Raw genomic sequence first — 20,564 nt, 5'->3', positions numbered from 1 at the left:
GAGACGATCATGCTCGAACTCAGACCTTTCAACTCCCTGGGCGGCGCCAACCACGGCTGGTTGGATGCTCATCACCACTTTTCGTTCGCCGAGTACCATGACCCAAAACGCATGAACTGGGGCAACCTGCGCGTATGGAACGACGACGTGATCGCCTCTGGCACAGGTTTCCCGAAACACCCGCACCGGGACATGGAAATCATCACCTATGTTCGTGAAGGCGCGATTACCCACGAAGACAACCTTGGCAACAAGGGTCGTACCGAAGCGGGCGACGTTCAGGTCATGAGCGCCGGCACCGGCATCGCCCACAGCGAATACAACCTGGAAGCGACCGAGACCAGGATCTTCCAGATCTGGATCATTCCGAACGAATCCGGGCTGGCACCGTCCTGGGGCGCCAAGCCTTTCCCGAAAGGCCAGCGTGAAGGTTTCGTGACCCTGGCCAGCGGCAAGGCCGGCGACGATCAAAGCCTGCGGATTCGTGCCGATGCGCGGCTGGTGGCAGCCAATCTCAAGGCCGGCGAATCCGCCGAGTATCGCCTGGATAACGGCCGTCGTGCCTATCTGGTGCCGGCCACTGGCGTCATTGAAGTCAATGGCTTGCGTGCACAAGCTCGAGACGGTGTTGCGGTTGTCGATGAGCCGGTGTTGCGTGTGACGGCCATTGAGGACAGTGAAATCGTGTTGGTGGATTTGGCTTGATTGGGTAAATGCGCGGGCAAAAAAAGGGGCGACCGTTGTGGTCGCCCTTTTTTTATGTGCTGATGCCGCAGACGCCTTCGCGGGCAAGCCTCGCTCCTACAGGGTTTTGCGTAATCCTTGTAGGAGCGAGGCTTGCCCGCGAAGGGGCCCTCAATCACTTCGCAGAAATAGCGCCATCCACGAGGGTTTGGGCTTCCGCGACCAATTGCTTGAGATGGTCATCGCTGATGAAGCTTTCTGCGTAAATCTTGTAGATGTCTTCAGTGCCCGACGGACGCGCCGCGAACCAGCCGTTTTCGGTCATGACTTTCAGGCCACCAATGGCCTGGTCGTTGCCCGGTGCGTGACTGAGGATGCTCTGGATCGTCTCGCCAGCCAGCTGGGTCGAGGTCACCTGCTCCGGAGACAATTTGCTCAGCAGTGCTTTCTGCTTAGGGTTGGCCTTGGCATCGACCCGGACCGAGAACGGCTCGCCGAGCTCGTCGGTCAAGGCGCGATAAGCCTGGCTTGGGTCGCGACCGGTGCGGGCAGTCATTTCTGCCGCCAGCAATGCCGGAATCAAGCCATCCTTGTCGGTGCACCAGACGCCACCATCCTTGCGCAGGAAGGACGCGCCGGCGCTTTCTTCGCCGCCGAAGCCCAGGGAGCCATCGAACAAACCGTCGGCAAACCACTTGAAGCCTACCGGCACTTCATACAGGCGACGCCCCAAACGCTTGGCGACGCGATCGATCAAGCCGCTGCTGACCACGGTTTTGCCCACGGCCGCATCGGCGCGCCATTGCGGACGGTTCTGGAACAGATAGTCGATCGACACCGCGAGGTAGTTGTTCGGCGCCAGCAAACCACCGGACGGGGTCACGATGCCATGGCGGACGTGAGCCGGGTCGCAGCCGAATGCCACGTCAAAACGATCCTTCAGACCAATCAAGCCTTGCATGGCGTGCGTGGACGACGGGTCCATGCGGATCTGCCCGTCCCAGTCGACGGTCATGAAGCGGAAAGTCGGGTCGACCTGCTTGTTGACCACTTCCAGATCCAGGCGGTAATGCTCGGCAATCGCCGACCAGTAGCGCACCCCTGCTCCGCCCAGCGGATCGACGCCCAGACGCAGCTTGGCATCGCGGATAGCGTCGAAGTCGATCACGTTGATCAGGTCGGCGACATAGGTGTTGAGGTAATCGTGGCGATGAGTCGTGCTGGCCTTCAAGGCCTGCTCGTAGCTGATGCGCTTGACGCCGGCGAGCTTGTTGCTCAGCAGCTCGTTGGCCTTGGCTTCGATCCACTTGGTAATGTGGGTGTCGGCCGGGCCGCCGTTGGTTGGGTTGTATTTGTAGCCACCGCTTTGCGGCGGGTTGTGCGACGGCGTGATGACGACGCCGTCCGCCAGGCCCGACGTGCGCCCACGGTTGTAGCAGAGAATGGCGTGGGAAATGGCCGGTGTCGGGGTGTATTCGTCGCCTTCGGCGATCATCACTGTCACGCCATTGGCGGCCAGCACTTCCAGGGCGCTCGCGCCGGCCGGAGTGGACAGCGCGTGAGTGTCGATGCCGACAAACAGCGGGCCGTCGATGCCCTGCGCTTCGCGGTACAGGCAGATTGCCTGACTGATCGCCAGGACATGCCATTCGTTGAAACTCAGGTCGAACGAGCTGCCTCGGTGCCCGGACGTGCCGAAGGCGACGCGCTGGGTGGAGACGGCGGCATCGGGCTGGCCGGTGTAATAGGCCGTTACCAGTCGCGGGATGTCGACCAACAGTTCTGCCGGTGCCGGTTTGCCCGCAAAAGCACTGAGTGTCATGCAAAACCTCTGAAATAGAATGGTTCAGGAATGGGGAAGCAGTTTACTGGCAGTTTGACCGCAGCGCGACGTTATCGATCCCGGCTGGTCAACGGGCAATGTTATAAATCCCGAGCCGCCCACGAATGTCGTGCGTCCAGGCTCAGTCGATCGATTCCAGGCGCAAGGCATCCCCCAGCAAACCCAAGGCGGCGGCAAGGTCGTGGTCGCCAACGAAAGTATGACTCAGACGCAAGTGCTGCGTGTGCAGGCCCTGGAGGCTGAACAGTTCGCCCGGCGCAATCACCACCTGGTGCTTGAGCAGGCGCTGGAAAACCCCGCGCACATCCACCTGGCGCAGAGAGCGCAACCAGATCGTCGCACCACCCTGAGGCTCGACGAAGTGCAACGCATCACCCAGACGCTCCTGCAGCAACTGGGTCATCTGCACCTTGCGGTCCTTGAGCAACCGTCGCAACACCTGAAGATGCTGATCAATCCGGCCGTTGCTGTACAAGCGAGCGATGGCTTTCTGGCGAATCGGTGACAAACGGAACGAGCGCAGCAAAAACTGCCGTTGCAGTTCGCCGCGCAGAGGCCGCGAAAGCAGATAGCCGTAAGGCGCCTCCGGCCCGATGATTTTCTCGAAACCGGAAAACACGATGAGCCGGTCAGGGTCCAGCAGATCGCGAAATCGCAGGCCGTCCGGTTCGAACCCAAGCTCGCCATAACAGTCGTTTTCCAACACCCAACTGCCATGCCGCTCCAGCAACTGCGCGATGGCTCGCCGGTTGTCGTCAGGCGCGAGGCTCCCTCGGGGCATGTTCAGCCCGGATGAAACCATCACCAGTCGCACCGGTTCAGTGCCCAGCAGTTCCTTGAGTCGTTCGAGGTCCAGACCACCGTTGGCTTGCACTGCCAGTTCGATGACCTGCACGTCCGCCTGTTGAAGCAGACGCAAAATCGTCCAGTCGCACGGAGACTCGACCAGCACCGTGGCACCTTTGAGACACAACACGGCGATCAATATTTCCAGCACGCCACGCAGGTCTGCGCCGATGTACACGTCATCCGCATGCCAGCAGCGCACCGGCGAGGTGGTATAGCGTGCCGCCAGGGCAGTTCGCAATTCCAGCTCGCCACACGGTTGCGAAGACGAATGCGGCTGCCGTGGGTACTGGCGCAACAACTCCCTTTCCAGCAGTAGCAAAGGACTGTCGAGCGACTGCAACAACGCCGGTTCGTCGCTGCTCATGACCAGCATTCCCGGGCGCCTGGCATTGGCATACACGGTTTCGAGCAGGTCATTGCCACCGCCGGGCGTATTGATGGAGGACACCGGAAACGCGTAATAACCGGACTTGGCGACCGAATAGACGCGCCCTTCCTTCTCCAGCAACGAATATTCCATACTGCATACGTCAGAAGGTAATCATGAAGTCAGCAAAACTCAATCACATCAAGGTATAGGGGGTGAAACATGCACCCAGTTGATACGATTTTGTGTAAGCAGCGAAAACACCTCTTACAAACTCCGACTGGAAGTGTAAAAACATGGCATTGAGGATCAAGGACTACAAAGCAATGGGCGGTGTCCGATTCTCATTGCTCATAGACACCGAAGGGGACGGCTTTCCGCTGTACTACCCGACTGCGTACATCAGCATGCGCGTGGCCAGCCTCACAGCCGGCACGCAACGAGTGAACCTGTCCTGCCTAAAGAAGCTGTACGACTGGGCGAATGAAAAGAAGATCAACCTGGATCACAGGTTCTCCACGAAGAAGCTGCTCACGGTGCCTGAGGTGGAATCGCTTGTGCAGGCGATATCGAGCAACACAAAAGAGAGGGATGGCACCAGAATCAAGGGCATGCGTGTCAGATATTTCCTGGACATCGTGATCGACTACTTTGGGTGGCTATTCGAGCACTGGATTACGGACTCGAACACAGAAGCCAACAGTCAACTTATCAAACGCCTACAGGCTAGCTTGGCTGAGCGTAAGCCTAATAAAGGCTCGGAAGCACGGGCTAAAAGACGACGCATCGCCAAGAAACTGACTGACGCGGCGGATACTGCGTTGATGGAGATGTTCAGATCATTCGATGAGGTGAAGGCCGAGAACCAAGAAAACCAAAAAGTCGTCACTTCAGGAAATAAGCCGTTATCGAATTTCAAGCTTGGGCTCGCATTTCGAAACGTATTGGCCCTGCGCATCCTCTACGACATTGGCATCCGACTGGGTGAGTTACTGAGCTTAAAGTATTCGGACTTCATTCCTGCGTCGGGTGGTGAACACGCTTACATCAGGATCGAGCGCAATCACGACGACGAATTTGATCGTCGGATGAATCAACCAGTCGCCAAAACGCTCGGCCGCACTCTTCCGATCTCAGAACAACTTGAGCAGATGATGTTTACCTATTTGGGGAGGTATCGTGCCGAGATACCAAACGTTGGCTTTGAGGACGGTTCATTCATCTTTGTTAATCACAAGGGCGGAGAAAATCAGGGCCGTGAAATTGAGATTGCAACGTTTCGATCTGCGCTGGCGGTAATCATTAACCGCGATAAGAGACTCAAAGGCTTACACCCTCACCTTCTGCGCCACCATTGGAACTACCGCTTCTCCCAGGATGGCATCGACAAAGGCTTAACTGACCAGCAAATCAGGGAGAAGCGAGAACATTGGATGGGATGGGTCGCTGGCTCACAGTCTGCTCACGACTATGACTTACGTAACATTCAGGAATCCGCCAACGAGTACGGACTTGCGATTGCGTCGGACACTGCAAGGAAGAAATCCGATCGTAAGCGATCTGGCAGCAGCCGATATGGTCGAGCAGAGCCAGCGGATATCTGATTGGATAGATGGCGAGCAACTTGCCATCAAAAAATAAACAAAAAATAAAATTAAATAAAATAAACACAACCGGAACTTTAAATAATGAGCGCAACGACAGATGCCGCCGACGATTTCGTATCGCCCGTAGATCGTGAAAACCTATCGTCAGAAGATCTCGAATTATTAGACGACTTTGACCGCAACACAACACAGCCCACAGGGGCGTATATAGTTGAGTTCACTGGCACAAGGTTATTAATTGCTGACAGCATTTACTCAGATATATCTTGTATTTTGAACATGGATAAAAAAACCGTTGCTGGTTTCAAATCCACAATGAGAGCTATAGCTCAAAGTGGGTCGCGCTCACCGCGTTCGTTACAAAGCAATATTAGCGCCCTCGAGAAAGCTATTCGAGATGTTCCAATTGCAAACTTCACACCGGAGAGCTATCAACAACTGATCAAAAACACTAGCAATCCTGTCGCCAATGTAATTCGCAGCTTGTTAAATATATGGTATCGACTAGGTTATCCGGGTGTGAGCACAGAAACAATTGAACAAGTAAACTTTTTGAAACGTCCTGGCAGGCCGTCTCGCATGAGGGTAACTTCTGATGATCCCACCGAAGGTTGGTATACGACACAAGAATATGACGATCTCGTCAGCACTTACTGGACGGATTACGAGAATGGAAGGATTGTATTGCGCAATACCGCAGCATTGTTGCTAGTGGCTCAATATGGCAGACGCGGAGTTCAACTAGCAGACCTTAAGGTTTGTGACTTTCAATGTGAGGGCGAAACTGACGGTATCTCAGGTAAGCGAGTGAGTTTTCCTGGGGCTAAAGATCGAGGCGCTGAAGAGTGGTTTAGAGGAACAAAATCCGAAATACACCCGATGGGCGATGATCTTTGGGATTTGTGCCAATTGCAAATTGATAACACCGTGCTTGCTCATGAAAAGTTATTTGATCGTGAGCTTACAGTTGCCGAGCGTGAACAGTTGCCATTCATCCAACAAGATCCTAGAAAATTGATCTTGATCGACAAAGCCAGAATACAGTCATATTCAGCAAGGGACTTTTCCTCCCCTTTCTTACATCTCAGAGGCAGCGGTATTGCAGGTATTCTCGTCAATGTAAGAGGTACACCTGTAATTTCCGAACGTACCGGGCAGCCAGTGCGCCAATTTGCTTACCGGATGCGGTACACGCGAGCTAGGCAACTCGCGCGTTTGGGCGTGCCCCGAGTGACATTAGGGTATTGGCTGGGGCACGAAAAAGAGAATTCGCTTGAACACTATTACAACGATCCAGCTGAAGAGGCCCGGTTGTTGAATGACGAAATACGATTAATTTTGGGGCCACTTGCGCAGGCATTCTTCGGCTCGATCCGGGATAAAGAAGCAGATGCCACGCGGGGTAATGACCCATCAAGCAGAATCGAGCTGGATGGGCGACACAATGTAGGTAGCTGTGGCGAGCACGGATTTTGTTCGGCATCAGTGCCTATTCCCTGCTATCGCTGCTCCAAATTTGAGCCTTGGGTGGACGCTCCGCACGATGAAGTTCTCATCAGGTTGATCGAGCGCCAGGAGGAGGAAAACAACATCCATTTGCCGAGCAAGGCGAGACGAATGCTCGTGCCCTTACAGCTCGATAAGGACATCGCAGCGGTGAAGCTCGTGATAAAGCTGTGTGATGCCCGAAAACAAGAGCTCAAAAAACAAGAGCCCAACAAACAAGGGCCCAACGAACAAGGACACAACACACAAGGACACAACATGCAGGAGTCCGCTCAAACAGAATCAGCCAATCAACCTGGAGAGGGACTAAAGCCAGAATCAAAGCCTGTGCGGGCGAACAAGCCTCCAGAAAACCCCGGGCATGGGTCACGCAAGAAATCCACTAAAGCTGAGGGCGAGTGATCAACATGACTAATACCGTTCAGTTTCAGTCGAAAGCCCACCTGACCAACCAGCAAAATTTGGCTAACTACATCCACCAGGCTCAACATGTGAGCCCAGTCTGGAAAAATGTGCCCGGCTTTTCGTGGAGTGCCAATGTCTGGAAAACCCCGCGCGGCTCACTGCGCTTCATGAAATATGGCATTAATTTGCACGTGCGAGGCACTCCCACACCCGAACAGCAGTTCGATCCAGACTACATGGAGTTTGCCAAAGCCTATCTGCTCAATAGTCGACGCGGCGATCCCTCAAAGGTATTTCGCGCAGATTACCTAGCCGTACAGATTGTGGGTGAAGCGCTAATGGCGGTCGATGGCGATGCAGATATCACTCGCCTATCGCCTCTTCATCTGAAGAAAGCGGTTGAGATCATCAAGCAGAGAAAGAAAAACCATATAAACGTAGCGACAGCCGTAAGAGCCCTTGTGCGCGCAGTGGCGCAGCAGAACATTACTTCCCACGGCCTCAAATATTGGGATCATCCGTTTACTGTGAAGGGGCTGGAGAAAAGCGAACAACCCGCTAAATCCGCCCTCCCCGATGACGACGCACTGCTGGCGCTTGCAGAAGTCTTCTCTCGCGGCTACCACGGCGAATTGGATGATGAAGCTGTGTATGTTTCAAGCATTACGGCGATTCTGCTATCCGTGCCGATGCGTATCGCCGAGAAAATGCGGTTGCGACTGGACTCATTGAAATCCGAAGCAGACAAGCACGGTGTTACCCAGTGGTATCTGAACTACTACTCTACCAAGAACAAGAAGATGGTCACCAAGGGTATCCCAGCGGTGATGGCAGATCATTGCCGGGAAGCGTTCCGGCGTCTTGAAAGCATTACGCAGGAAGGTCGTAAATTAGCGCTTTACCTCGAGAGTGGAGCAACCTCGTTTTATCCTCATGCTGGGGTACCTGATGTTCCTGCAGATCAGATCCTGACGACGCAGCAAGTACTGGAGGCGATGGGTCGACCAACAGTTGCATCTGCAGAAACCGCGATGAAACACATCACAGGCAGCTACGTGCTTGGCGAATGGACGCTTGATACGCTCTGGGACTTAATTCGCATCTATAACATGCGGATCAATCCGTTCTTCCCTTATCAGGTCGATCCGGATCTTTACGCGGTAAAACCGCCGAAAATGTCGGAGTCACTGCTCTGCTTCCAGAGGTATCAGCTGGCGGAAAGGAAAGCCACCAGTCCGGTGATTATTGCCCCAACCAATCAGCATTTTTATTCGACGCGCGTCTCGCCAAGCAAAGCTAGCTCGGTAAACGGCAAGGTCTATGAGTCCTTCTTTAGTCGGCACGGATACCCTGACTCGTCGCTTAGGTCGCACCAGCTGCGCCACTTTCTGAACACAGCAGCCAAGGAAGCGGGCCAAAGCATGGAGATTATTACGCATTGGAGTGGTCGAGCGTCGGTGAAACAGACTCGTGACTATATCCACCAAGATCCTGCCAGGGAGGCCCGCAAGTTGAGCGAGCACCTCATCCCTATCGCAGACGTGACACCGGAGCCGATCACCGCCGCTGAATACGACGTTCGCAAAAAAGGCGCCATCATCACCACGCGTTACGGCATTTGCATGCACCCCTGGACGACGAGCGCCTGCCAGAAGTCAGGTGATTGCCTTAACTGCTCTGAACTTTTGCACTGCAAAGGGCACAAGAATTCGCTTCAAGCTGTGAAGGTTGAACGGGATCATGTGGCGGAGAATCTTGAAGCGACACTGCAAGAGATCGAAGCGGGCAATCGGCCGGCCACACGCTGGGTGGATACTCATACTCGCTACTTGGAAAGGCTCAACCAAATTGTGGCCATGCACGAAAATCCGGATATCCCAGACGGCAGTCCCGTGCTGATGAAGGGTAAAGACTTCACGCATGCGAAAAGAATCTTGGCTAAGAAGCATCCGCAGCTCGATAAGGACAGCGTAGTTACTGACATTCTGGACGACATCTATGACGATGATCTGCGCCTCTGCCTTGACGAAATGATGGGAAAGAAATGATGGGAACCAACTGACATGCCTCGCGCGTTTACCCCCAAAGAACTGAAAGCAATCACAAATCTTGTTAGAGACTGGCCGGCTGATAAAAAGCTGACCTGGGATGCCATTTGCCAGGCTTCAGAATCGGTGCTGGATTTCGTTCCCACACGCCAGGCGTTCGTGGACAAGCCGGCGGTGATCAATGCCTACAAAGTCCGAAAAGCCGCCATCACGTCTCAACGAGACAGGCTTGCGAGCGTTCCGAAACCGAAGAGCCTGACCGCAGCGGCAGCGACGATTGCGCGGCAGCAACTGCAAATCTCTCAGCTAAAGGATGAGCTGCAGCGGATGGCGGATATGGCGCGACGCTTCATTCACAATGCGGTGCTGCACGGCCTGAAACGTGAGGATCTGAATGTGCCTTTGCCCAAGCATGATCGCAAGGAGTGACGGCATGTCCAGTCGCCTTACGACGTTGGTCTTGAGTGCCAAGTGCTCGCCAGCGGTTCAAGGATGCTCACGCCCTTCCCAACCCCATCCGGGCAGATGTTAGGGCGTTATAAAATTTGCCCGCCCACAACCACAACCACAACCACAACCACAACCACAACCACAATCAGCTATAGAGCCAGGGAAGACCAAGAATGGACAGTTCAGACCTCACCAGCCCAATTACGTACGACGAAAGACTCGTTGTTTTCTTTGACGTCATGGGCTGGAAATCGCACGTCTCAGATGCAGGCAACGACCCCGTGAAGATCGGACTGCTTTCGCTCATACCTAGATTGCTGAAGAGCTCGACCATCTTGCAGGCAGCGGGATCAGGGGATGCACAGATCACCTCTTTCTCCGACTGCTGCGTAATCAGTCTTCCCTATAAGCAGGAGACGCTTTCGCAAGTCATATATGGGCTCTCCAACGTGTTTGTAGGCGCCGCCGTAGGGGGATTTCTGCTTCGAGCCGGCATCACCGTAGGAAATATTCACCACGAAAACGATATTGTATTTGGCCCAGCCCTTAACGTCGCTCACGGCCTGGAGTCCGACGGGTTTTACCCTCGGATTATCTTGGACAAAAGCATCCCGGCGCTAAACGGCATCGAGCTTGTAGAAGGCATGCTGGGTGAGGATCCTCTCGGGGCTTTCGTCGATCCGTACGCACTGCAATTCATCAAATCAGAGTACCTGAGGAAAGAATCATTTCCGGATGGAAAGTTTATGGGCATACCAGGGAACAAGGCGGTTGAAATTTACACCGTGCTGCTTTTGCGTCTCGAAGCAATGTTGAGCAAGGCGGAAGGTGATAAACCGAAGAAACAGGTGAACTGGCTGTACGCTCGGGTGAGGCAGCAGCACAAAGACATACTCAATCGCAGGTAACTACCCCGCTAACGATCAACGGCTAGACCTAATGAAAAAAGATCACACCTCTATCGAAGGATGCGTAGCGCAGTATTTGATCGACAAGAAAGATTGTCTGCCTTCGCTCTACACATGGAAATTCACTACCAGCATAGCGACCGAACGGTTCGGAATTTCGTTTTCGGGGCAAACGCCATTCGAGAAAGTAATGGAGTTAAAAAATTCCCTGCGGAAACAGGTCGCATCGAGCACCTGTACTATCCAGCAGGGTGAAATCGCGAAGTACTTTATTAAGGAATGGGGTGGGATACGGCGGTTTACTAAGGTCGAGGAAACGCTCCGACACTTCAGCGGACTCAAGGGGTCGTCGATTGCGCCGCAGCGGTTGAAGATCCCTTTCCAAGGCATAAGCAGCTGGTCGAAGTGGGCTTCAATCGTGTGCCCCGACTGGGCCTGCATCTATGATGCTCGTGTCGCATACGCCCTCAATGCCATCAATTATCTGGCCGGTGCCAACCAACTGATTTTTCAGGTGCCGCCCGGTCAAAATTCGCGCCTCAGAATGCTGGATATCAACACCCTACTTTTGAGCCAGCGGCTTCAAAACGGGGAAAGTAGTGATCCAGCTAAAATGAGAATTAACCATTTTATCCCAAAACCCGATACCTACCTGAGATACCTAGCGTTACTGCGTGGGGTCAGCAATGCCGTATGGAACGATACGAGTCATATTCATGAGGTGGAGATGCTGTTGTTCGCGCTGGCGGATGGTGAAATCTACAGCGACGTATTCGAACGACTTTCAGCAAATTCACCCAATGCCTAAGTTCGTCGTATGCCGAGCTTGCAATGATTGCTTTTCGCCTAGCGCCAATCTTTCTGAGTCGCTGCTGGGTACGATTGGACAGCGGCTTGGAAAACGTATGGGTGGCCCTAAAGCCAGATAGCGTTTGGCGGGAGAACTGGACGGGCTAGCGGTACTGTTCACGGGCAGCGCTCCATGCCCACCTGCCTTTTGTCGACAGCTAAGGTAACTCAAGCCCCATAGAACATCACACCGGTAGCACGGACAGAGTCAGTCGCTTTTTGCACAGGACTTCGGATGATCGCGTACATGACTTGTGAGAGGATCTGAGGTATCACATCACCGAGGAAACACCATGATTGCTGCGCTCAACAGTACCCTGTCACTTCACGGGATAGATCCCCCCAAACGTTCAGTTTACCTATCGCTTGTCGCCGCATCTCCTTGTATGGCGCTTGCCGCCTTATGGAATCAGGGAGATCTGACGGTAGTAAGTGCATCAATCACGCTGTCGATGGCTGCCTACCTTTATTTGCGCCTGGAGACGATACAGAATCGTTTCCGACCAGCGTGGGCAGAGGAGTATGAAAGGAAGCTCGCGAAACTCGTGGCGCAGCTTTCTTGTGAAGGGCTTTGTGCAGTAGAGCGTCAGAATCTGCTGAGTCGAATAGACGATCTCAAAGACCGCTATCATCTGGTGATTTCGCCCCAACTGACCTACCGCTGGGTCACATTCCAGGCTCGTGCAATGCTGTTGATCGCCAGAATTCTGCGTCTCAACATTCGCTAACGATCCAGAGCTTCACGATGAGCAATCGTGAAGCTCTAAAAATCAGAGCAGCATCAAGCCTGAAACACTGGCTTTCTCAACGTTCACTGAACGTATCCTTTTAGTGCGTCGACGCCGTGCAACAACTCATCAGAGTGAGCGAGCCGTTGAGAGGTTGGCACAAAGCAGCGCCCGATCCTCCAAGTTGGTCTTACCCGTGTGATTTTAATGGGACAGTGGAATCTGAGATGACACTTGATGAGCCGCAAACCTGCCTCGTCATACAGTTATTAGGTCTTTGCATCGTTACATGAACGATTTGTAATTTCCTGCCAAAACTGCAAGAACATACACCCCAAAGCCGCCCTCACTGTTTTAAACATCGAAGGTTGCCGAAGGATCACAGGCACTTCTTCCTCGCACAACTCAACCTCCAACGATACAAAGCAATACTGTGGCATGGAAAAGTTGCGCGAACCGTTGCTCCACAGCAACACTGTATAAAACAAAAATAAAAGGCTAATAAAAATGTCCGACCCAGTCAGTATCTCCTGCATTGAACGTTCAAAAAAAGGATCTTCGAAAAACTGTGCTTACAGTGCCAAAGAGCTAAAAAGCCAAGAGCTAAGTAAATTTCAGTCTCTGGGTGCACTTTTTCACACCGCCGACTCGATGGCTGAGGGAGACTTTATTGAATCGATTCAGGCTCCGTGGTTTTTTGGTGTTGGCGTGGATAAATTGGGTTTCGATTACTACGCCCCTGTGCATTTGCTGTCGTCTCCAAATTGGAAAATTCGGATGTGCACAGCTTGGTGCCTGATCGGTGATGCGCAGAGAAAAATTGCGCGCCAGTTGGATTACAACGAGGTGCACAATTTTTGGCCAGACTTTGCATTTCTCGACCTATGCTGGGACAACGAGGTGATGGGCTGGGCCGCCTTCCTCCCCTGGTCTCTTAACGTTCCGGTTGAACTCAAGATAGCGAGATCCGTGGGGCAACCCCTCCGGGACACACTCACGTTCACGGCATAAGTAAGCTAACGGGCGGCTGATGGCGGTTTCGCTTTGTGTGCATACGTAAGCCATGGATCTGAGCAAGCTCGGTATCACGCGTCTTGAACGCCGCAATTAGGTCAGTTGGGCTGCCAGGCCTTGGCATGTACTGATCTTCAGGAAAATGACTTCTCAGGCATCTGGCCACCACGCAGAGAACGCGCTCAACAACAACAACAACAACAACAACAACAACAACAACAACAACAACAACAGCTTCAACCAATACAAACTCCTTCTTGGAATTGATGACCAGAACCCCAGCAGGGTGAGAGTCTGGGCTGACGAAGGAAGGAGCCGGCCCATCTGGGACGGCTCTGGCGTCATGCGTTACTTGCTCTTACGAGGGAACCGAGAGAAGACTTGTGCCATTTGAACCAAGGATTTAACCAACGATTCCAGCATCAAACGGCCCTGCACCACCTCTGGGTCGGAATGTTGAACGATACCAACCAGACCATAAGTTTTACCTAACGCAGACGAAGGTAGATGAGCGTCTGCCTGTCGGAGCTCGTTGATACCTACCAGCACCGTCGTCAAGGCCCTCGCCTCATCCTGGCTCACCTCCTTTTGCAACGCCGCTTCCAAGTGCTTGACCGAGCCGGCCTTCATCTTGGCAGGCGGAACGGTAAGTACTGAAAGGCCGCCTCCGTCCAACGACTCAACAGTGACCCTGGCCAAGTCCTTAGCCAGTTCGAGCACTCCCGTTTTTTCCAGTGCCCGGAACCGATGAATTCGGCCAAAGATGTCATTAATGGCATGGTGCGCCGCGAATAGGGGTTTCCCCGTGAGCTTCTCAAATTCCGCGTTGAGTGAGTCGTAAGCCGGTCGCAATTGCGCCTCAGGGGCTTGGGTATCGGCAGGGGCAGCTTTAGCTTGCGATGCCAGCAGCTCTTCAGAAACGCCCCCGTCAGGTGTCACGTTTGCCCCAGCCCAGACCCGTTGCTGCCAAAGCGGAAGTTGGCCTATGTCCTTGGCGAATACGTTGATAAGACCGAGGTCATTCAGACCGAAATGCACGCTATTTCCACGTGAGATGCCGATTTGACCGGTGTCACGGGTATACCAGCTCAATGAGGAGCCTCGGTAACTGCTGAGCAGAGTCGAGACGGTCGGGCGAAACCATAGCCAGCAGCCACGGGTAATCAGCTCATCACCATTGACGCGATCCCCGGAGCCATCAACCGCAAAATCCACCTTTGTGAGTGCCGGCTCACCCATTACCCGTTCGCTGACCTGGCCTGGCTCGACCACTTCGGTTTTCCATAGCGAACCTCTCAAGCTGTACAGCTTCCTCCCCTGATGCTTAACCGACCACGATTTAGAAACAACGGAGTCATCGTTTGGAAATCCGGCAACAGGCACTTCATCATCAGCATCGATGTCCGTGCGAGATGCATGGAAAACACCGGTTGAGGAACCATACGGCATTCCGCCTTCGTGGATTGCCTGGTTGAGACCCTCCCACTTGTCCCCGTCCGTCACCTCCTCCAAAAGCTCGGAAGCCCAGTTGATATGGGAGGTATCCGACACGATCTGCTGGCGGCTTCGATAGCTAGAAATCAGCAGGTACATTTCCCGCGCTTTCAAATAGTCGCGCAGGTGCTCAGTACGCACCTCCAAAAGAACGGGCTTACCGGCCTCATCGCGCGACAGCCTCGCGACCTCCTCAAAGCCCTCCGCTGGTCGCAGCCAGCTGTCACCTTGGCGCTGCAACCCCAGGGAGATCACAAAATCCTGATGCAGATGCCATTCAATGGGCGCTTCGCCATCAAATGACTGGTCGATCACGAGCCCGGTGCCGACAGCATCAGCGTGGTGACTACCCCAATCACCCGCCCAATAGTAGGTCGTGATTCGTTCCGGCTGTGCTGGTTTGACAGCTTCAGGTGCGTTCTCTGGAGGCACTGGCGTAGCGGGATCCGTCTTGGACGGCAGGACACTTAGGGCCAGGTTCAGATTAGTAAAAGGCACACGGAAAGACGCCAGCAGTTTCCCCGGCTCGGGCTCGGACTGCTGATACTCTTTCTGAAGCTCGGCGCTATTTTCCACATCCGCCGAGCGATGGCTATCTGGCCAGACATACTTGGTTTCGAAGCCACCCACAAAGGCGTTCCCACCGATGTCGCTCCAGCCCAGCTTGTGTATTTGGTCACGATGAACCAGTTCAAACATCACCGAGCCAATCCCGAAATACTCTTCAAGGTAGCCCTCGTAGCCATACTCCCCGTCCCTGCGAAGCACTGACTCGGCGCGAAGCGGTACCCAGACTTTCTGGGCAACGGACGTCTTTCGAAGCTTGGCCATTTCAAACCAGGCCTGCGGCTTACACACTGCTGTCTTGGGTATTACTCCTACTGCTGCTTGTGCTCCTGCTTCATCTTTAAGCACCAGCACAACGACCATCTTGCGTGCATGGTCGATCACATCCAGCTGCTTACGCACCATTTCGCGTACTTCTTCAGGTGGAATCAGTTGATCAATCGCATCGCCAGAGAAAAAGGCGCCTGGATTCTCAAAGCCGTTCAAGTCGGAATACCAAAGGGCGAAGCTCGGGCCTTGAGCAATCACCGCCTCAGTACGACTGAGGTCACTCCAGGCGCGGCGCCAGTGCTTCAGAATTGCCGTGACCTGGTCATCCCGGGACGAATGTGGGCCATCGACCTGATGCCAATCATCAGGGTCGTCCGCCACCATTTCCATTTCATGATCCTTATCCATCAGCCCCTCGCGCATGCACTGCCTATCACCTGGATGTGGATTAAACCACGAGGCTCGAGCGATCTGCAGAGCGCTTCTGAATTCGGACACCCTTCCAGTTGCAACAGCGCTTTCGACCAGTAGACTGCTCGCCTCGACCATTTTTGACCTTGAGCATCAACTCACCACTGCAACCGTCTTGCTGGGCAACGCCGAAGCCAGACCAGTAGCAAGCGCATAAGGATTTGTATGGCCGGTATCAAAATGCCCCACGCCATTGATCGCAATGGCATCAAATGGGCGGCGGATGACTATGCCAAGGGCATGGGTGCAGAACCACTTCACTGTGAGCGCTGCGACTCCACGGTGAGCCACGTTGCCTCCTTCACGCGGGACTATTACGATCTGCCCTCGCGTGTTCGTGCCTTTTTCCGTTTGCAGGCCGGTGGAGAGCATGGCCCCAGCTGTCGCTTCGGCGTCGACAGACAAATTGTTGAGCTAGCCAGTACATCTGAAGGACTGATTGAGAGTGTGCAGAAAAATCGCTATCGGATGCGTCTGGTCGCAGTGAAGGACGCGCTGCAAAAAAGCGCAACGCGTTCCAAGGATGATGGCGTCGAGGAAAGAACTCCCAGCGCTTCCAAGCACTACACACCGAATTCTGGTCGGCTTACCGCTTACATCAACACTGCACAGCGCGTCCTCAAATTGCGCGCACTGTGCGATGAAGATCACGACATCGAGCAACACCTTGAACTGGTGTTCGAAAGAAACACCACGGTGGCCTGGAATCAGTTTTACTTCGATCACGCTCGGCAAATGGCGGCTCATTACACCGTCTCACACTGCACAAACCAGTACCCTATAGCCATCCAAGGTCGTGTCGGCAAGATCACCCGTGCCATCAAGGACGATCCCACACGGAACGTCCTGAACCTCCAAAAACTCAAGGCCTCTGCGAATCCCAACGAAGCAACCGACGGCATCAGCCTGGAAGTGAGCGTCTGGGCGGCTAAGGCAAATTGGTTTGACGGGGTAAATGAAGGCGACGAGGTCGTCGTATTCGGCTTATGGAAAGCCCCAGCCCCCACCCAGACTAAGTCCACCAAGGAGGGGTACTTCAAGACATACACCAATCGGCGCCTAAACCTGACGCTGGCCGTGAAATCTCAAATCACAAAAGTGTGATCATGATGGTGTTCCTGCACTAAAAATAGGACTGCGCCAGCGCTAAACCCTGTGGCACTAAGGCAGCCACCCAGCCGATCCAAGTGCCGCTCGAATCGCGCTGGGCTTGCCATATGCAACGGTACGCTTGTCTTCAAACTTCTTCGAGCTAACAAAGCGACGTGCCTACAAAGCCTCAACCAAGCGTCGGTCATCACTCGCTGATGGAAGCGTTACTTTTCCAGACTTCGCCAGTTGCAAGTACGCACGATCAAGGAGATCTAGAGCCGTTACTGTTTCCTACCGTGCATAGGCTTGCTTGTGGTGCTGTTCAAGGCCATTCAAGCGCGCAGCTTCAGATCGGTTCACTTGGCGATTTTGTTGCTGGCGACCTTGTCACTGCGACCACTGTGGGTCTGTGTCACCTTCATAATCCAGGCATTACCTTTTTTGCAGTGACCGGTGCCGTCGCTATCAGAACAAATGCCCTGCAGAGGTGCTTCCACCCTTACGCTGCACCAGCACGGGTACTGTCGCCCCAAAAACCTACAAATAATGCCATTGAGCCATTATTCATCGGGTAAGATCGCGGCCATTGGCAATTCATACAGAATGACGAAGGACGACATGACGGAATCGGCGCATCCGAAGTCTGCAGGTGGTAAAGATTTGGTAGTGAAACGCAAGTTCACGATTACCGAACTGCCTACTGAATCAGATCCCAAAAATACAGGAGTACCGGGGTTAGCTTTGCGAGCTGGGTCGACGCATAGGTCGAACGAGCACCACCGATCCAACAAGGGCGGCAAAGCGAAGCAACTGGATAAGCGACCAGTTTTTCTGGCAATGCAGGGTGGCGGCGCCAAGGGCATCGTGCATGTGGGTGGCCTGACGGCGCTCGATGACATGAACCTTGATATCAAAGGAGTGGCGGGTACTTCAGCGGGTTCCATCGTCGCGGCGCTCGTTGCTGTTGGTTACAAAGGCAAAGACCTGCTCAATCTAGACGGCGATGGAAATCTATTTGAGACGTTGCCCTCAAAATTAAAGGTAAAAAAACCTACCGACCTTTTTCCGTTTTGGGGCTGGCAAGCTCTAAGATTTTCCAGGTTGGTCATTACTGCAGGGGGCCGATTGCTCTCGTTGGAAAGCAAACTTCTGACCTGGCTGTTTCCAAGCAAAAAGCCCAGCGCTGTCGAGCGTGCTCTTCGTCGACTTTTCAGATTGTCAAGCGTAACTGCCAAATTGGTATTTTGTGGATACCTCATCTATGAAGGGGTGGAATGGGTCGCGGTTCAAGATCAGGAAACGTTGAAAACCACCATGTGGATTGCAGTTGGAGTGATCATTACTCTCGGGTTGGTCGTGTGGAAGGCACTCAAAGGAATCACAACTGTAAACAAAGTCCGTGATTTCATTGATAACGCATTACGAAACAAGATCACCCTAATGAAGGACACAGATAAAGGCGTGACGTTTGCTGACCTTCAAAGGGCAAAAAAACCGCCGCTCAAAATCGTGGCTACCAACGTCTATGGTGAAACCTTAGAGTTATTTTGCGTGGAGCGTACGCCGGACGTTGCCATTGCCGATGCGGTCGCCGCTTCAATCTGCCTGCCTGTCATCTTCAAACCTTGGCGACTGGTGTTCGAGCGTCACAACACCCATCCACCGACTCCTGTTGAGACGACATTTCTAGACGGCGGATTGGTTTCAAATCTTCCTGCTTGGCCATTCGATCAGGAGCGCAAGGACAATCCGGATATCCCGACGATTGCGCTGAGTATCGGAGAGCCCCCTGTTCCAACGCATAAGCATTGGTTGTTCTCGTTGGTCGGCAGCGTTGTGAACGGCTCGCAAGAGGTTCATACCCGCGCGGCAGGACAAATGTCTCAAGTCGCCCTAAGCACTAAATTAGGGATGCTCGACTTCGACAAGCCGGTTCTTGTCTTAAGAAATGAGGCTAAGAATGCCAGGCTGACGACCCAAAGCAAGGTCACGTTTGACTTGGCCCTATCGCCTAGAGTCCTGCGAGCCTTTGTAGCGTCGGTTCAAAGAGAGATCGAGATGCTCACTGCTGCACCCCTGGCTTGGGCCAACCCAATCCCTGCGCATGCGCGCATCAGAGTTAGTCTCGCGGTGGAGCAGTCAGGCTCGTTTGCCACGTCCTATACAGCTGGACACCAGCGCGGGGACAAAGACGCCGCGAACCTCGGCGTCAAGGTGACCTCTCACATCGCGCATTACTGCTGGAATAAACAAGCGTTGTATTCGAGAGTCTTCCTTCCAACGATCCTTGCAAACAAGCTGGCGGAGCGAGGGGTTTGGGGCGACGCTTGCTTCATTATCTGTATCCCTTTGTTTTCAAAAGTCCCCTTGCACACCGAGTCCCAGCCAACAACGGTGACACAGCAGCCAAAGGGGTGTGTGGTCGTGATTGAGTCGAACATCCCCGTGACTGCGACGACCGAAGCGCAAAAAATTGCCTTCAGTAAGTTCGTGGAAACCGTGCGGACGCGCGTGCTATATTTAGATCAAGAAGTCGATAAAAATAATAATAAGCGAGCGACTGCTGATTTCGCACAGGAGACAAACAAATGGCGTTGATGATAATTGATTTCGGTGACGGTGATATTTCTGAGATAGAGGTTCCAGAAGTAAACGCTGATGACATTGTTCCGAATGAACTCCGCCAAATGGGTGACTGGCTAGGCGAGGTTGCGCAAGATGCAGCGGAGTATCTTTCTGTTGCAGAGCAACTTCAGAAATCTGACTGGGTCGAAAATGATCAGACTCGACCATTGTTCAAAAAATTACATGACAAATCACTTGGTTTTCGGGCCATTCCGTTTGATGGCCACATTAAAGAATTTTACACCTGGGTGGAACAACCAGGGGTCATGGCGCGCCTTCCAAAGGGAACTAAGACCCTTTTTGACTCCAGTAAAGACCCAGAAATCACGCACAAGGCTGGAATGACCAGTGAAAAAGCGAAAGAGTTTTTCGTAAACCTGACGCAGGAAATTATCTGTGAGCGAGATGCTTTACCTCAAGAAAATAAGTTGCAGCAACTCCTCGCGTTCAAACAAGCAATTGGGGCATTACGCGCCGAGACCAACGATCGTACCGCTGAGTTAATTACTCACGGCCGCGCCATCACAGAAGTCTATCGCAGCGCTAGCACACATCGCTCCCTACAATCAGGTTTGGGAACTCTCCTCGCTCCTAGCCTGCAACCCCTGTATCTCGAGGGCGATGTCTTAGAATCAAACAGTGTAGAAGTTAATTACGCGGTCACACTGTATCCTGAGCATTCGTTGCAACGAAAGATAACAGGACGTGCGACATCCAAGCAGGGTGAGCGCCGCACTTTTGAAGTGGGTATGACACGTTGATAGACAGGCAATTCACCAGATACGTG

15 protein-coding genes and 1 pseudogene are annotated in these 20,564 nt (G+C 53.4%); 12 read left to right on the top strand and 4 right to left on the bottom strand.

Annotation, left to right across the window (positions count from 1 at the left end; all coding sequences use genetic code 11):
• Positions 1 to 9 precede the first annotated feature (9 nt).
• Positions 10 to 705: a pirin family protein gene (locus AEQ67_RS28500; protein WP_059407099.1), complete on the top strand. Its 696-nt coding sequence runs from the start codon at positions 10 to 12 to the stop codon at positions 703 to 705.
• Between the two features lie 154 nt (positions 706 to 859).
• Here the strand turns inward: AEQ67_RS28500 and pgm are convergent, their stop codons facing one another.
• Positions 860 to 2,506 carry a phosphoglucomutase (alpha-D-glucose-1,6-bisphosphate-dependent) gene (pgm, locus tag AEQ67_RS28495; RefSeq protein WP_059407098.1) on the bottom strand — a complete coding sequence of 549 codons (1,647 nt, stop codon included), beginning with the start codon at positions 2,504 to 2,506 and terminating at the stop codon, positions 860 to 862.
• Positions 2,507 to 2,648: 142 nt separating this feature from the next.
• Positions 2,649 to 3,890, bottom strand: a pseudogene (locus AEQ67_RS28490) (aminotransferase-like domain-containing protein); the annotation flags it as partial.
• Between the two features lie 149 nt (positions 3,891 to 4,039).
• Here AEQ67_RS28490 and AEQ67_RS28485 point away from each other — a divergent pair.
• The 8 genes from AEQ67_RS28485 (at position 4,040) to AEQ67_RS28450 (ending at position 13,255) form a co-directional block, all read left to right on the top strand.
• The gene (locus AEQ67_RS28485) at positions 4,040 to 5,347 is read left to right on the top strand and encodes a site-specific integrase (RefSeq protein ID WP_059407097.1); all 1,308 of its coding nucleotides are present in this window, start codon (positions 4,040 to 4,042) and stop codon (positions 5,345 to 5,347) included.
• Positions 5,348 to 5,431: 84 nt separating this feature from the next.
• A complete protein-coding gene (locus AEQ67_RS35630; protein WP_152974923.1) occupies positions 5,432 to 7,258 on the top strand; it encodes a hypothetical protein in 1,827 nt (608 codons plus the stop codon).
• Positions 7,259 to 7,263: 5 nt separating this feature from the next.
• Positions 7,264 to 9,309, top strand: coding sequence for a hypothetical protein (locus tag AEQ67_RS28475; protein WP_152974922.1), 2,046 nt, complete (start codon positions 7,264 to 7,266; stop codon positions 9,307 to 9,309).
• Positions 9,310 to 9,324: 15 nt separating this feature from the next.
• A complete protein-coding gene (locus AEQ67_RS28470) occupies positions 9,325 to 9,738 on the top strand; it encodes a hypothetical protein (protein WP_059407094.1) in 414 nt (137 codons plus the stop codon).
• A gap of 194 nt (positions 9,739 to 9,932) precedes the next feature.
• Entirely contained in the window at positions 9,933 to 10,667 is a 735-nt protein-coding gene (locus tag AEQ67_RS28465) for a hypothetical protein (RefSeq protein WP_059407093.1), read from the top strand.
• A gap of 31 nt (positions 10,668 to 10,698) precedes the next feature.
• The gene (locus AEQ67_RS28460; protein WP_059407092.1) at positions 10,699 to 11,475 is read left to right on the top strand and encodes a hypothetical protein; all 777 of its coding nucleotides are present in this window, start codon (positions 10,699 to 10,701) and stop codon (positions 11,473 to 11,475) included.
• A 334-nt stretch (positions 11,476 to 11,809) separates the two neighbouring features.
• Complete coding sequence (locus tag AEQ67_RS28455; protein WP_059407091.1) at positions 11,810 to 12,244, top strand: hypothetical protein; 435 nt, start codon at positions 11,810 to 11,812, stop codon at positions 12,242 to 12,244.
• 507 nt (positions 12,245 to 12,751) lie between these two features.
• A complete protein-coding gene (locus AEQ67_RS28450) occupies positions 12,752 to 13,255 on the top strand; it encodes a hypothetical protein (RefSeq protein ID WP_059407090.1) in 504 nt (167 codons plus the stop codon).
• Here the strand turns inward: AEQ67_RS28450 and AEQ67_RS35920 are convergent.
• Positions 13,245 to 13,502: a hypothetical protein gene (locus tag AEQ67_RS35920; protein WP_161807489.1), complete on the bottom strand. Its 258-nt coding sequence runs from the start codon at positions 13,500 to 13,502 to the stop codon at positions 13,245 to 13,247. The genes AEQ67_RS28450 and AEQ67_RS35920 overlap by 11 nt on opposite strands.
• Positions 13,503 to 13,606: 104 nt before the next feature.
• On the bottom strand, positions 13,607 to 16,012 hold the full coding sequence (locus AEQ67_RS28445; RefSeq protein ID WP_059407089.1) for a hypothetical protein: 2,406 nt from the start codon (positions 16,010 to 16,012) through the stop codon (positions 13,607 to 13,609).
• 213 nt (positions 16,013 to 16,225) lie between these two features.
• Here AEQ67_RS28445 and AEQ67_RS28440 point away from each other — a divergent pair, with 213 nt between their 5' ends.
• The 3 genes from AEQ67_RS28440 to AEQ67_RS28430 all read left to right on the top strand — a co-directional run bounded on the left by AEQ67_RS28440 (position 16,226) and on the right by AEQ67_RS28430 (position 20,538).
• Complete coding sequence (locus AEQ67_RS28440; RefSeq protein WP_059407088.1) at positions 16,226 to 17,164, top strand: hypothetical protein; 939 nt, start codon at positions 16,226 to 16,228, stop codon at positions 17,162 to 17,164.
• A gap of 606 nt (positions 17,165 to 17,770) precedes the next feature.
• Complete coding sequence (locus tag AEQ67_RS28435) at positions 17,771 to 19,750, top strand: patatin-like phospholipase family protein (protein ID WP_161807488.1); 1,980 nt, start codon at positions 17,771 to 17,773, stop codon at positions 19,748 to 19,750.
• A complete protein-coding gene (locus AEQ67_RS28430) occupies positions 19,741 to 20,538 on the top strand; it encodes a hypothetical protein (RefSeq protein ID WP_059407086.1) in 798 nt (265 codons plus the stop codon). Before AEQ67_RS28435 ends, AEQ67_RS28430 begins: the two co-directional genes overlap by 10 nt.
• Positions 20,539 to 20,564: the final 26 nt, after the last annotated feature.

The sequence above is a fragment of the Pseudomonas sp. RIT-PI-q genome, from assembly GCF_001297125.1.
Lineage (GTDB): Bacteria > Pseudomonadota > Gammaproteobacteria > Pseudomonadales > Pseudomonadaceae > Aquipseudomonas.
Note: the sequence above shows the minus strand (reverse complement) of the source record. Positions and strands in the feature narration are given on the sequence as shown.

What these genes read in the sequence shown, in the direction of transcription:
- AEQ67_RS28460 (WP_059407092.1), top strand. Translation starts at nt 10,699, where the DNA reads ATGAAAAAAGATCACACCTCTATCGAAGGATGCGTAGCGCAGTATTTG.
- pgm (WP_059407098.1), bottom strand. Translation starts at nt 2,506, where the DNA reads ATGACACTCAGTGCTTTTGCGGGCAAACCGGCACCGGCAGAACTGTTG.
- AEQ67_RS35630 (WP_152974923.1), top strand. Translation starts at nt 5,432, where the DNA reads ATGAGCGCAACGACAGATGCCGCCGACGATTTCGTATCGCCCGTAGAT.
- AEQ67_RS28475 (WP_152974922.1), top strand. Translation starts at nt 7,264, where the DNA reads ATGACTAATACCGTTCAGTTTCAGTCGAAAGCCCACCTGACCAACCAG.
- AEQ67_RS28440 (WP_059407088.1), top strand. Translation starts at nt 16,226, where the DNA reads ATGGCCGGTATCAAAATGCCCCACGCCATTGATCGCAATGGCATCAAA.
- AEQ67_RS28485 (WP_059407097.1), top strand. Translation starts at nt 4,040, where the DNA reads ATGGCATTGAGGATCAAGGACTACAAAGCAATGGGCGGTGTCCGATTC.
- AEQ67_RS28470 (WP_059407094.1), top strand. Translation starts at nt 9,325, where the DNA reads ATGCCTCGCGCGTTTACCCCCAAAGAACTGAAAGCAATCACAAATCTT.
- AEQ67_RS28430 (WP_059407086.1), top strand. Translation starts at nt 19,741, where the DNA reads ATGGCGTTGATGATAATTGATTTCGGTGACGGTGATATTTCTGAGATA.
- AEQ67_RS28500 (WP_059407099.1), top strand. Translation starts at nt 10, where the DNA reads ATGCTCGAACTCAGACCTTTCAACTCCCTGGGCGGCGCCAACCACGGC.
- AEQ67_RS28455 (WP_059407091.1), top strand. Translation starts at nt 11,810, where the DNA reads ATGATTGCTGCGCTCAACAGTACCCTGTCACTTCACGGGATAGATCCC.
- AEQ67_RS28465 (WP_059407093.1), top strand. Translation starts at nt 9,933, where the DNA reads ATGGACAGTTCAGACCTCACCAGCCCAATTACGTACGACGAAAGACTC.
- AEQ67_RS28435 (WP_161807488.1), top strand. Translation starts at nt 17,771, where the DNA reads ATGACGGAATCGGCGCATCCGAAGTCTGCAGGTGGTAAAGATTTGGTA.
- AEQ67_RS28450 (WP_059407090.1), top strand. Translation starts at nt 12,752, where the DNA reads ATGTCCGACCCAGTCAGTATCTCCTGCATTGAACGTTCAAAAAAAGGA.
- AEQ67_RS28445 (WP_059407089.1), bottom strand. Translation starts at nt 16,012, where the DNA reads ATGCGCGAGGGGCTGATGGATAAGGATCATGAAATGGAAATGGTGGCG.